Here is an 11,759-nt window from a genome sequence, read left to right on the forward strand (position 1 = left end):
CTCATGCGGCGATGCCGGCCATCATCAGGCCCAGCGTCTGTTCTTCGGCTTCCGCCGTTTTTTCTCCGACGACCCGGCCTGCGAACATGACCATGATCCTGTCCGACAGCGACCGGATTTCATCGAGTTCGACGGAAACCAGCAAAATCGCCTTGCCAGCATCGCGCATTTCGATGATGCGGCGATGAATGAATTCGATCGCGCCGATATCCACGCCGCGTGTCGGCTGGCCGATTATCAACATCTTGGGGTCACGCTCGATTTCACGGGCGACAACGATCTTCTGCTGGTTGCCGCCGGAAAAGTTGGCGGTCTTCAGCTGCGGGTTTGGCGGGCGGATATCGTATTTCTCGATCTTCTCGACCGCATCCCTGCGAATGGCCTCGGGGTTGAGGAACGGCCCTTTGCCGTAACGTTCGTCGTGATGATAACCAAGGATGGAGTTTTCATATTCCTCGAATTTCAGCACCAGCCCCATGTGATGGCGGTCTTCCGGGATGTGGGCGAGGCCAAGCCTGCGTAAAATTGCGGGATCGGGGCGATCCACCTTCTTTCCGTCCACCCAGATTTCGCCGGAATAGGGCTTTCGGATGCCAGCGATGGCTTCCAGCAGCTCCGACTGGCCGTTGCCTGCGACACCGGCTATACCGACGATTTCACCTGCTCGGACATCCAGCGAAACGTCATCGACCATGGTGACGCCGCGGCTATCCTTGACGGTGAGATTGCGGATCGACAGAAGAACGTCGCCCGGCGTCGTTTCGCCCTTCTCCACCCGCAGCAGCACCCGTCTGCCGACCATCAGTTCGGCCAGCTCCTCGACGCTCGTCTCGGAGGTTTTCCGGGTCGCCACCATCTCGCCACGACGCATGACGGAAACGGAGTCCGTGATCGCCATGATCTCGCGCAGCTTATGGGTGATGAGAATGACTGTCTTGCCCTGATCACGCAGCACGCCGAGGATCTTGAACAGGTGATCGGCCTCTGCCGGCGTCAGAACGCCGGTCGGCTCGTCAAGGATCAGGATTTCCGCGCCACGATACATGGCTTTCAGAATTTCGACGCGCTGCTGGAGGCCGACTGGCAATTCCTCGATCACCGCATCGGGATCGACTTCCAGTCCATAATCGTCTTCCAGGCGCTTCAGCTCCCTGCGTGCACCAGCCCGGCCGTTGGCCAGCAGCGCACCGCCTTCTGCGCCCAGCATGACATTTTCCAGCACAGTAAAATTTTCGACCAGCATGAAGTGCTGATGCACCATGCCGATACCGGCATTGATGGCGGCCTGACTGTCGCGGATCGAAACCGGCGTGCCGTTCACCCGGATTTCACCGGCATCCGCCTGGTAAAAACCGTAGAGGATCGACATCAAAGTCGACTTTCCGGCACCGTTTTCCCCGATGATGCCGTGGATCGTACCCCTGGCAATTGTCAGATTGATGTTCTTGTTGGCGTGTACGGCACCGAATTTCTTGTCGATGCCCACGAGTTCGATTGCAGGGTCCATATTCAAACCGAAACCTCTCCGAAGGCTGGATATGAAAAGGGCGCAAGATGAAAAACATCACGCGCCCCAGCCACATATCATATCATTTCGGGCAGGAATTGTCCGCCATGTAATCATGGACCTTGACGGCGCCGGAGATGATGTCGGCTTTGGCCTTGTCCACGGCAGCAGTCATTTCAGGCGTGATGAGCGCCTTGTTGTTATCGTCGAGCGCGTAGGCAACGCCGTCTTCCTTGACGCCGAGAGCAACGATGCCAGGCGTGAACTTGTCATCCTTGGCGTCCTTATAGGCGTTGTAAACGGCCAGATCGACGCGCTTGACCATCGAGGTCAGAACCGAACCGGGATGCAGGTGGTTCTGGTTGGAATCGACGCCGATCGAGAATTTCTTGTTGTCGGCGGCAGTCTGGAGCACGCCGATACCGGTCGCACCGGCTGCCGCGTAAATCACGTCCGCGCCCTGATCGATCTGGTTTTTGGTAAGCTCGCCGCCGCGCACAGGGTCGTTCCAGGCAGCGCCGGTGGTGCCGGTCATGTTCTGGAAGACTTCGATCTTGTCGTTGGCAGCCTTGGCGCCTTGAGCGTAACCACAGGCGAACTTGCGGATCAGCGGAATGTCCATGCCGCCGATAAACCCGACCTTGCCGGTCTTGGAAGCCATGCCGGCCAGCAGACCGACGAGGTAAGAACCTTCGTGCTCCTTGTAGACGACCGAGCGGACGTTCGGCAGTTCAACGACGGAATCGACGATCACGAACTTGGTGTCGGGGAATTCGGCGGCAACCTTTTCCATGGCCGAGGTCCAGGCGAAGGATACGGCGACGACAGGGTTGAAACCCTTGCTGGCGAAGTTGCGGATGGCCTGCTCGCCCTGCGTGTCGCTGGTCGGTTCGAAATCGCGGAATTCGATGCCGGTTTCCGCCTTGAACTTTTCAGCGCCGGCCGCAGCGGCCTCGTTGAACGACTTGTCGAACTTGCCGCCCGTGCCATAGACCAGCGCAGGCTTGATATCCGCGGCGAGCGCGGAGGCCGACATCGCGGCAAGCGCAAAAAGCGTCAGAAGGGATTTTTTCATTGTGCAGCCCTGTTGTTGCAATTGATATTTTAAGGGTCCTCCCGCAATCCCGTTTCCCGGGAATGTCTGCGGAACCGCCAGCCGTTATACCGGCTGTGCTTGCCTCATATCCTTGCATGGCTCAATGAAAAATTCATCCGGTTTTTTTGACCCGGTGGAAAAACTTTGATCTGGCGATTTTTTAGTCTTTCCACCGGGCAGAACTGCAAAAAAACTAGTCGATATTACAGCTTACGCCGGTTCCCCTGAGGCCGCAGTAGCCACCCGGGTTCTTGGCAAGATATTGCTGGTGATAGTCCTCAGCGTAATAAAAGGTTTCAAGCGGCCCGATCTCGGTGGTGATGGCGCCGGCATGGCCAGCCTCTTCCAGAGCCTGCTGAAATGCGTCTCGAGCTTTCTGCGCCTGCTGCAGCTGCCCTTCCGTCGTTGCATAAATGGCGGAACGATAGGTCGTGCCGATGTCGTTGCCCTGCCGCATGCCTTGAGTGGGATCATGCTCCTCGAAAAATATCTTCAAGAGCGCCCCGAGCGAGATCACCGCCGGATCGTAGACAACCTTGACCACCTCGGCATGGCCCGTCTGACCCGTCGTCGTTTCCTGATATGTCGGGTTGCGGGTAAAGCCGCCGGCATAACCGACCGCCGTCACCCAAACGCCGGGCGTCTTCCAGAACAACCGCTCCGCGCCCCAGAAGCAACCCATGCCGAGATAGATGGTCTCTAAGCCATCCGGATAAGGCCCCTTCAGAGGTCTGCCGTTGACGAAGTGAAGTTCCGGCACAACGAGAGCCTCTTCACGGCCAGGCAACGCCGTCTCTTCGGTCGGCATCGTCGTTTTTTTAGAAAGCGTATCGAACAGGAACATTCGGTCCTCCATGCGGCCAGTTCCGCCGCTTCTCACGGTTCACATCCGCGGGCGCCAGCCCCGTCAGACCGACAAACGTCTCGTCGCCTTGTATTTTCTGTAACCGGCCATCCAGCAGAGGAGGGACAGAGCGAGGAAAAAGGCAAATGCAGGCAGTGCCGACAGGGCATTTTCTATGAAGCGCCACGCTTCAGGGTGAATATAGTGAGCCAGAGACGCTTCCACCATGGTTCGCGAAGCAGGAAGAAGATAGTTCCAGACTGACAATATGCCGGTGATGGTGACTGATGACGTGGAAACAGAGCGGATCGAATCGAGCACACCCAGAAAAATCGCTGCGGCGAGGAAAAGAAAGCTCAAAAACCGCAAAAAAGCTTTCATTGGGATACCTCGCTCACGGTCTGCCGCTTACGGCAGCCACATTTTGAAACATTTCCTGCATGGATAAAGGCCGGAAAACGCGATTGCAATCGCATCGAAAGGCATGAAATTGCCGACAATTCAAAAAACTGTCAGATTCGTGTTGATCCCTGCGAATTCATCGGTATATATCGCGCCGTTCCAGTGATTTGCATTCTTCATGACATGCAGACTTGAAAAAGGACAGGTGGCCGAGTGGTTTAAGGCGCACGCCTGGAACGCGTGTGTGCGTGAAAGCGTACCGTGGGTTCGAATCCCACCCTGTCCGCCATTTCGCCCACTTCAAACCATTATAGTGGCATCCCGGAAGTCCTTGTGCCTGCGGCGCCGGACGACTGCGCAGCATAGCGTCAAAGTCGCGTTTTTCGGCTTACGCAAGCCTTGATGGCTATGCATCTGCAAAGAAAGAGTTTCCGGCGCTTTTTTGCTGCCTTTCCCCTGGTCTTGCGCCTTGCAGCCGCAAAAATCGCTCCTTATATACGCCGCATAACAGCAGCGAAGGCTGCAAATCCAAGTCAAGGTGCTGTCAAAGGAATGCCTCACGGGGTTCAGACAGCGCGCTTCAAGGAGAGAAGAGCATGGCAAAAGTAATCGGTATCGACCTTGGCACAACCAACTCCTGCGTCGCAGTGATGGATGGCAAGGACACGAAAGTTATTGAAAACGCGGAAGGCGCACGTACCACGCCGTCCATGGTGGCATTTTCCGATGACGGCGAACGCCTTGTCGGCCAGCCGGCCAAGCGCCAGGCGGTCACCAATCCGACGAACACCCTGTTTGCGGTAAAGCGCCTGATCGGCCGCCGTTATGAAGACCCGACCGTCGAGAAGGACAAGGCTCTTGTTCCCTTCGAGATCGTCAAGGGCGACAATGGCGACGCCTGGGTGAAGGCGCAGGACAAGAATTATTCCCCTTCGCAGATTTCCGCGATGATCCTGCAGAAGATGAAGGAAACCGCTGAAGCCTATCTCGGTGAAAAGGTCGAGAAGGCCGTCATCACCGTTCCGGCGTACTTCAACGACGCGCAGCGCCAGGCAACCAAGGATGCCGGCCGCATCGCCGGCCTTGATGTTCTGCGCATCATCAACGAGCCGACCGCGGCAGCACTCGCTTACGGCCTCGACAAGAAGGACGGCAAGACGATCGCCGTTTATGACCTTGGCGGCGGCACCTTCGATATTTCCGTTCTGGAAATCGGCGACGGCGTCTTCGAAGTGAAGTCCACCAATGGCGATACCTTCCTTGGCGGTGAAGACTTCGACATGCGTCTGGTCGAGTATCTGGCCGGCGAGTTCAAGAAGGATCAGGGCATCGATCTGAAGAACGACAAGCTCGCTCTGCAGCGCCTCAAGGAAGCTGCTGAAAAGGCGAAGATCGAACTGTCGTCCTCGCAGCAGACCGAAATCAACCTGCCGTTCATCACGGCTGACGCTTCCGGTCCGAAGCACCTGACGCTGAAGCTGACCCGTGCGAAGTTCGAAAGCCTGGTCGACGACCTCGTGCAGCGCACCGTTGCACCTTGCAAGGCAGCGCTCAAGGACGCCGGCGTCTCCGCTTCCGAGATCGACGAAGTCGTTCTCGTCGGTGGCATGAGCCGCATGCCGAAGGTGCAGGAAGTCGTCAAGCAGCTGTTCGGCAAGGAGCCGCATAAGGGCGTGAACCCTGATGAAGTTGTTGCCATGGGCGCGGCCATTCAGGCCGGCGTTCTGCAGGGCGACGTCAAGGACGTGCTGCTGCTCGACGTGACCCCGCTGTCGCTCGGCATCGAAACGCTGGGTGGCGTCTTCACGCGTCTGATCGATCGCAACACGACGATCCCGACGAAGAAGAGCCAGACCTTCTCGACCGCCGAAGACAACCAGTCGGCCGTGACCATCCGCGTCTCGCAGGGTGAGCGCGAAATGGCGCAGGACAACAAGCTGCTTGGTCAGTTCGACCTCGTTGGCCTGCCGCCGGCACCGCGTGGTGTTCCGCAGATCGAAGTTACCTTCGATATCGACGCCAACGGTATCGTGCAGGTTTCGGCCAAGGACAAGGGCACCGGCAAGGAACAGCAGATCCGCATCCAGGCCTCCGGTGGCCTTTCTGACGCCGACATCGAAAAGATGGTCAAGGACGCCGAAGCCAATGCTGAGGCCGACAAGAAGCGTCGTGCGGGCGTGGAAGCCAAGAACCAGGCTGAAAGCCTCATCCATTCTACCGAGAAGTCGGTGAAGGAATATGGTGACAAGGTTTCCGAAACCGACCGCAAGGCGATCGAAGACGCCATTGCCACCCTGAAGACCGCGGTTGAGGCTTCCGAGCCTGACGCCGACGACATCCAGGCGAAGACCCAGACCCTCATGGAAGTCTCCATGAAGCTCGGTCAGGCCATCTATGAAGCGCAGCAGGCCGAGGCTGGCGATGCTTCCGAAGGCGGCAAGGATGACGTCGTCGACGCTGACTACGAAGAAATCAAGGACGACAAGAAGTCCGCATAATCGCGCGACTTTCCGTCTCCTGACAATTTATGCAAGACATCCGGCTGCCGCGTGCAGCCGGAAATCCATTTGCGGGGCTTGTTAACTGAATGGCGAAAGCAGACTTTTACGAAACACTCGGCGTCAGCAAGACTGCGGACGAAAAAGAGCTGAAAAGCGCCTTCCGCAAACTCGCGATGAAGTACCATCCGGACAAAAACCCTGATGATGCCGATTCCGAACGGAAATTCAAAGAAATCAACGAAGCATACGAAACGTTGAAGGATCCGCAGAAGCGCGCGGCCTACGATCGTTTCGGCCATGCGGCCTTTGAAAATGGCGGCATGGGCGGCGGTGGCGGCTTTGGCGGCGGCGGTTTCGCCAATGGCGGCTTCTCGGATATTTTCGAAGACATCTTCGGCGAGATGATGGGCGGCGGTCGCGCGCGCCGGTCTTCCGGCGGTCGCGAACGCGGTGCCGATCTTCGCTACAACATGGAAATCACGCTGGAAGAAGCCTTCACCGGCAAGACGGCGCAGATCAGGGTTCCGACCTCGATCACCTGCGACGTCTGTTCCGGCTCGGGCGCCAAGCCCGGCACGCAGCCGAAGACCTGCGCCACCTGCCAGGGTTCAGGCCGCGTGCGCGCCGCGCAGGGCTTCTTCTCGGTGGAGCGCACCTGCCCCACCTGCCATGGCCGCGGACAGACGATCTCCGACCCCTGCGGCAAGTGCCATGGTCAGGGCCGCGTAACGGAAGAGCGCTCGCTCTCGGTCAACATTCCCTCGGGCATCGAGGATGGCACACGCATTCGCCTGCAGGGCGAAGGCGAAGCCGGCATGCGTGGCGGTCCGGCGGGCGATCTCTATATCTTCCTGTCCGTGCGTCCGCATGAGTTCTTCCAGCGCGACGGTGCCGATCTCTATTGCACCGTGCCGATCTCGATGACGACGGCAGCGCTCGGCGGCACCTTCGATGTCACGACGCTCGATGGCACGAAGTCGCGCGTCACGGTTCCGGAAGGCACCCAACCGGGCAAGCAGTTCCGTCTGAAGGGCAAGGGCATGCCGGTGCTGCGTTCGGCGCAGACGGGCGATCTCTATATCCAGATTCAGATCGAGACGCCGCAGAAACTCAGCAAGCGACAGCGCGAGCTGCTGCAGGAGTTCGAGCAGCTGTCTTCCAAGGAGAATAATCCGGAATCGACGGGCTTCTTCGCCCGGATGAAGGAATTCTTCGACGGCTGAGTGCCGCCGTTCTTCACCATCAAAAACGCCGCCATCCCTTGGACTGGCGGCGTTTTCTTTTTGGGGTCAGCCTGAAAAGCCGCCCTCTTCCAGATATCGCCGCTCCTCCGGTGTTGTTTCCCGCAACAATATCTTGTTACGGTGCGGAAAGCGGCCGAAACGTTCGATGATCTCGCGATGTTCTTCGGCGTGATGCAGATAAAGCCCGCCAAGCGGCCGATTGAGACGGCACGCCCGGTGCTGCGCCTCCAGATCTTCTGCGTGAGAAAACGGTAGATAGAAGAAGACCCGCAGATCCTCACTCACCGCCTGATCATGTCCGCGCCGGATGGCTTCATCGGCCAAAAGCCGCGCCAGAGGATCGGTCGCATACATGTGCGCCGTGTCGCGAAAGCAGTTGCGCGGAAACTGATCCAGCAGCAGCATCAAGGCGAGGCTGCTTTCTGCACCCTCCAGCCAGCCATCCAGTTCCCGCCTCGCGGCAGCGAAATGAGCGTCACGGAACCGGTCGTGAAAGTGACTGTCGAAGGCGGCGTCCTTGTCGAACCATTTTTCCGGGCCAGCCTTCTTCCAGAAGTCGACGATTTCTTCAGCGAGCTTGGCTGTGTCGTTTTTCATCCTGTACTCCCGTCAGTAATGCGGTGGCCTTGTGATGGCGGGCGCGTCCAATGACTGCTCCTCAAGACTCAGGAACCGCTCTGTCAGGCGATCAAGCTTGGCGCGGGTCTGTTCAACAACCTTCCACTGCTCCGCCAGCTGGTCCGACAGTTCCTCTATCACCTTCACCTGATGCGCGACCGTTTCCTCGAGCGCGATGATCCGTTCTTCGGTTTCCGACGTCATGGTGACCTCTCTTTCCAGCCCTTCCTTGGGCCTAAAGGCTCGCGAGTCAACCATATGTCGCTTTCGTGAAGGGAATTCGGCATGGCGGAAACAGAGACAGAAAAGCCGGCGATGTCTCCATCGCCGGCCTCATGAGTTTATCGCATTCTCAGTCTTCTTCTACGAAAACCTCTTCGCGTTTCTTTTTCACGCTGGGGAGGAAGACGATGATCAGCACGGCGAGCGCAATGAAAAGCAGGGTGGCGCTGATCGGCCGGGTCACGAAGGTCGACGGATCGCCACGCGACAGGATCATGGCACGTCGCAGGTTCTCCTCCAGCAGCGGACCGAGCACGAAGCCGAGCAGCAAAGGGGCAGGTTCGCAGCGCAGTTTCACCAGCACGTAACCGATGAAGCCGAAGAAGGCGACGGCATAGAGATCGAAGACGTTTGAATTGACGCTGTAGACCCCGATGGCGCAGAAGGCCATGATGATCGGGAAGAGCACGTAGTAGGGCACCGTCAGCAGCTTCACCCACAGCCCGATCAGCGGCAGGTTGAGGATGACGAGCATCAGATTGCCGATCCACATGGAGGCGATGATGCCCCAGAACAGCGCCGGCTGTTCGGTCGCCACATTCGGACCGGGAACGATGCCCTGAATGATCATCGCGCCGATCATCAGCGCCATCACCGGATTGGCCGGAATGCCGAGCGTGAGCAGCGGAATGAACGACGTCTGGGCGCCGGCATTGTTGGCTGATTCCGGACCGGCCACACCGGCAACCGCGCCGTGCCCGAATTCTTCCGGGTTCTTGGAGACACGTTTCTCCACGGTGTAGGAGGCAAAGGCGGCGAGGATCGCCCCGCCGCCCGGCAGGATGCCGAGAGCCGAACCAATGGCCGTGCCGCGCAGAACCGGCCCTACCATGCGCTTGAAATCATCCTTGGTCGGCATCAAGCCGCTAACCTTGGCGATCAGCACCGAACGGGTCCGCTCGTTTTCGAGGTTGCGCAGGATTTCGGCGATACCGAAGACACCCACAGCCACAGCCACGAAATTCAGGCCATCGGCATATTCGCGGATACCGAGGGTGAAACGCGGCGTGCCGCTATAGATATCCGTGCCGACGAGACCGAGCAGCAGGCCAAGCACGACCATGGCCAACGCCTTGACGATGGAGCCATGGGCGAGCGCGATGGAAGACACAAGGCCGACGACCATCAGCGAGAAATACTCCGCCGCGCCGAATTCCAGCGCGATTGCCGTGAGCGGCGGCGCAAAGATTGCGACGAGGAAGGTTGACACCGTGCCGGCGAAGAACGATCCGATGGCGGCGATGGCAAGCGCTGCACCCGCCTTGCCCTTGCGTGCCATCTGGTAACCATCGATGGCGGTGACGGCAGAGGACGATTCGCCGGGCATATTGATCAGGATCGCCGTGGTCGATCCACCATATTGCGCACCGTAATAGATGCCGGCGAGCATGATCAGCGACGAGACGGGCTCAAGCTGGAAGGTGATCGGCAGCAACATGGCGATCGTCGCCGTCGCGCCGATGCCGGGCAGAACGCCGATGAGGGTGCCAAGCAGCACGCCGATCAGGCAGAAAAAGAGGTTTGCCAGCGACGAGGCGGTGACGAAACCGAGCGCAAGATTATCGAGCAAATCCATCGCTATACCTCAGAAGTTGAGCCAGGGGCCGAAGCGCTGGAAAGGCAGGCCAAGACCATAATTGAAAACAGCGACGGAAAAGACAGTGATAGCCGCGGAAAGAACGACCGCCATCAACGGGCTCATCTTGTGTGAGGCGAAGGACGCAATGAGCGCGCTGAAAAACAGCGCCGGCACAAAACCCAGGCCCCGAACAGTGAAACCAAAAAAGATCGGCGCGGGCAGGATGAAAAATATGCCGCGCCAGGCGATTGCGCCGATGCCCTCGCCAGCCGGCCGGGTTGCGCGCAGGAATATGACGCCGCCAAGCAGGATCAGGATGATCGCGAGTACCAGCGGGAAGTAGCCCGGCCCCATACGGAAGGCGGTTCCGATTTCCAGACCATAGGACTGCAAGGCAAAAAAGACGCCAAGCCCCATAAAAATTGCCCCGCAGACTGCTTCGGCAGGGTCATTAAATAACGACTTCATGAAAGATGCCCCTCCACGGCGCCCGACATTCAGCCGGTTCGCCTGTTAAAGTTGATCACGGTCGACCGGCGGCAGGAAACCGCCGGTCTTTCCGCGTTCATCAGTCGGCATATTGGCCGGCAGCCTCAATCACCGGCTTCCAGCGGGCGATTTCGCTCTCAAGCTTGGCCTTCAGCGCCGCCGGTGTCGCATCGCTTTCCGGCGACGGCGTAGTGCCGAGCTCCGCAAAACGCGCCGCGACATTCTTGTCCTTCAGCGCGATCTGCAGCGACTTGGAGAGCTTCTCGTTGATTTCCGCGGGCGTGCCCTTCGGCGTGTAGATGCCGTGCCAGATGCCGACTTCGAGTTTGGGCAAGCCAGCTTCAGCAACTGTCGGCACGTCCTTCAGCACATCCAGCCGCTTCGGCGAGGTTACGGCGTAAGCCTTCACAGTGCCGCCCTGAATCTGCTTGGTGGTGTTGGTGGTCTGGTCGCACATGATATCGACCTGGCCGCCCAGCAGATCGGTCATGGCAGGGCCGGTGCCCTTGTAGGGCACGGTAACGAGCGGCGTCTCGATGGCGCTCATGAACAGCATGCCGCACAGATGAGAGGCCGCGCCGATGCCGGCATTGGCAACGGTGACCTTGTCCTTGTTCGCCTTGGCGTAATCGATCAGCCCCTTGAGGTCCGTGGTCTCAAGGTTCTTGCGCGACAGGATGGTCATCGGCACTTCCGTGACCAGACCAACATATTCGAAAGCACTTGTCGTGTCGTAAGCGAGCTTTCGATAGAGCGTGGCGCTAGTCGCCATGCCGATGTGGTGGAGAAGGATGGTGTAACCATCGGGATCTGCGGAGGCAACGCGGCCAGCGCCAAGCGTGCCGCCGGCGCCGCCGACATTTTCCACGATGATCTGCTGGCCAAGATCCTTCGACATGGATTCAGCCACAAGACGCGCCACCGTGTCCGTCGGGCCACCGGCCGAGAAAGGCACGACCATGGTGATGTTACGCTCGGGATAGGTCTGAGCGGATGCGGACAGCGCGAAAAGGGAAACGGCAGCGGCGGCAGCAAGGCCGGAAACTGTCTTCAGTATTTTCATCGATTCCTCCCGGATGAAAATGATCGCCACTTCAGCCGCGCATGCTCCTCCATGGCGGCCGGGGTGACGATATTTGCGATCCCGAAGTGACATTCAGCAACGGCACTGTTGCGATGAAACGCAGTTTTATCCGT

11 protein-coding genes and 1 tRNA gene are annotated in these 11,759 nt (G+C 58.7%); 3 read left to right on the forward strand and 9 right to left on the reverse strand.

The features are described from left to right. Position 1 precedes the first annotated feature (1 nt). From DOU54_RS22565 to DOU54_RS22580, 4 genes are all read right to left on the reverse strand, one after another. Positions 2-1,507 (reverse strand): ABC transporter ATP-binding protein, encoded by a 1,506-nt coding sequence (locus DOU54_RS22565; RefSeq protein WP_034496172.1) that lies wholly within the window; start codon positions 1,505-1,507, stop codon positions 2-4. Positions 1,508-1,589: 82 nt separating this feature from the next. Next, positions 1,590-2,582, reverse strand: coding sequence for a BMP family lipoprotein (locus DOU54_RS22570; RefSeq protein ID WP_004439166.1), 993 nt, complete (start codon positions 2,580-2,582; stop codon positions 1,590-1,592). Positions 2,583-2,796: 214 nt separating this feature from the next. Beyond that, the gene (gene msrA / locus DOU54_RS22575) at positions 2,797-3,447 is read right to left on the reverse strand and encodes a peptide-methionine (S)-S-oxide reductase MsrA (RefSeq protein ID WP_113380833.1); all 651 of its coding nucleotides are present in this window, start codon (positions 3,445-3,447) and stop codon (positions 2,797-2,799) included. A 63-nt stretch (positions 3,448-3,510) separates the two neighbouring features. Beyond that, positions 3,511-3,828, reverse strand: coding sequence for a hypothetical protein (locus tag DOU54_RS22580; protein ID WP_004439161.1), 318 nt, complete (start codon positions 3,826-3,828; stop codon positions 3,511-3,513). A 220-nt stretch (positions 3,829-4,048) separates the two neighbouring features. Between DOU54_RS22580 and DOU54_RS22585 the strand changes: the two genes are divergently transcribed. The 3 genes from DOU54_RS22585 (at position 4,049) to dnaJ (ending at position 7,573) form a co-directional block, all read left to right on the forward strand. Next, positions 4,049-4,138: transfer RNA gene (locus tag DOU54_RS22585), tRNA-Ser, on the forward strand. Between the two features lie 307 nt (positions 4,139-4,445). Then, positions 4,446-6,347 carry a molecular chaperone DnaK gene (gene dnaK, locus DOU54_RS22590; protein WP_004439158.1) on the forward strand — a complete coding sequence of 634 codons (1,902 nt, stop codon included), beginning with the start codon at positions 4,446-4,448 and terminating at the stop codon, positions 6,345-6,347. An 89-nt stretch (positions 6,348-6,436) separates the two neighbouring features. Beyond that, positions 6,437-7,573, forward strand: a complete 1,137-nt coding sequence (dnaJ, locus tag DOU54_RS22595) for a molecular chaperone DnaJ (protein ID WP_004439156.1) — start codon at positions 6,437-6,439, stop codon at positions 7,571-7,573. Between the two features lie 66 nt (positions 7,574-7,639). On the opposite strand, the gene DOU54_RS22600 is transcribed toward dnaJ, so the two are convergent. The 5 genes from DOU54_RS22600 to DOU54_RS22620 form a co-directional block, all read right to left on the reverse strand. Next, on the reverse strand, positions 7,640-8,191 hold the full coding sequence (locus tag DOU54_RS22600; protein WP_072493789.1) for a DUF924 family protein: 552 nt from the start codon (positions 8,189-8,191) through the stop codon (positions 7,640-7,642). A 12-nt stretch (positions 8,192-8,203) separates the two neighbouring features. Next, complete coding sequence (locus DOU54_RS22605; protein WP_006699817.1) at positions 8,204-8,416, reverse strand: SlyX family protein; 213 nt, start codon at positions 8,414-8,416, stop codon at positions 8,204-8,206. Between the two features lie 148 nt (positions 8,417-8,564). Beyond that, positions 8,565-10,070, reverse strand: coding sequence for a tripartite tricarboxylate transporter permease (locus DOU54_RS22610; RefSeq protein WP_004439149.1), 1,506 nt, complete (start codon positions 10,068-10,070; stop codon positions 8,565-8,567). A 9-nt stretch (positions 10,071-10,079) separates the two neighbouring features. After that, on the reverse strand, positions 10,080-10,541 hold the full coding sequence (locus tag DOU54_RS22615; RefSeq protein WP_004439147.1) for a tripartite tricarboxylate transporter TctB family protein: 462 nt from the start codon (positions 10,539-10,541) through the stop codon (positions 10,080-10,082). Between the two features lie 100 nt (positions 10,542-10,641). Beyond that, positions 10,642-11,625 (reverse strand): tripartite tricarboxylate transporter substrate-binding protein, encoded by a 984-nt coding sequence (locus DOU54_RS22620; RefSeq protein WP_006699819.1) that lies wholly within the window; start codon positions 11,623-11,625, stop codon positions 10,642-10,644. Between the last annotated feature and the right edge of the window lie 134 nt (positions 11,626-11,759).

Origin of the sequence: Agrobacterium sp. MS2 (assembly GCF_003261015.1) — a bacterium.
In the GTDB taxonomy this organism is placed as follows: domain Bacteria; phylum Pseudomonadota; class Alphaproteobacteria; order Rhizobiales; family Rhizobiaceae; genus Agrobacterium; species Agrobacterium pusense.

Coding starts and splice junctions, on each gene's coding strand:
- DOU54_RS22565 (WP_034496172.1), bottom strand. CDS start 1,507: ATGGACCCTGCAATCGAACTCGTGGGCATCGACAAGAAATTCGGTGCC.
- DOU54_RS22570 (WP_004439166.1), bottom strand. CDS start 2,582: ATGAAAAAATCCCTTCTGACGCTTTTTGCGCTTGCCGCGATGTCGGCC.
- msrA (WP_113380833.1), bottom strand. CDS start 3,447: ATGTTCCTGTTCGATACGCTTTCTAAAAAAACGACGATGCCGACCGAA.
- DOU54_RS22580 (WP_004439161.1), bottom strand. CDS start 3,828: ATGAAAGCTTTTTTGCGGTTTTTGAGCTTTCTTTTCCTCGCCGCAGCG.
- dnaK (WP_004439158.1), top strand. CDS start 4,446: ATGGCAAAAGTAATCGGTATCGACCTTGGCACAACCAACTCCTGCGTC.
- dnaJ (WP_004439156.1), top strand. CDS start 6,437: ATGGCGAAAGCAGACTTTTACGAAACACTCGGCGTCAGCAAGACTGCG.
- DOU54_RS22600 (WP_072493789.1), bottom strand. CDS start 8,191: ATGAAAAACGACACAGCCAAGCTCGCTGAAGAAATCGTCGACTTCTGG.
- DOU54_RS22605 (WP_006699817.1), bottom strand. CDS start 8,416: ATGACGTCGGAAACCGAAGAACGGATCATCGCGCTCGAGGAAACGGTC.
- DOU54_RS22610 (WP_004439149.1), bottom strand. CDS start 10,070: ATGGATTTGCTCGATAATCTTGCGCTCGGTTTCGTCACCGCCTCGTCG.
- DOU54_RS22615 (WP_004439147.1), bottom strand. CDS start 10,541: ATGAAGTCGTTATTTAATGACCCTGCCGAAGCAGTCTGCGGGGCAATT.
- DOU54_RS22620 (WP_006699819.1), bottom strand. CDS start 11,625: ATGAAAATACTGAAGACAGTTTCCGGCCTTGCTGCCGCCGCTGCCGTT.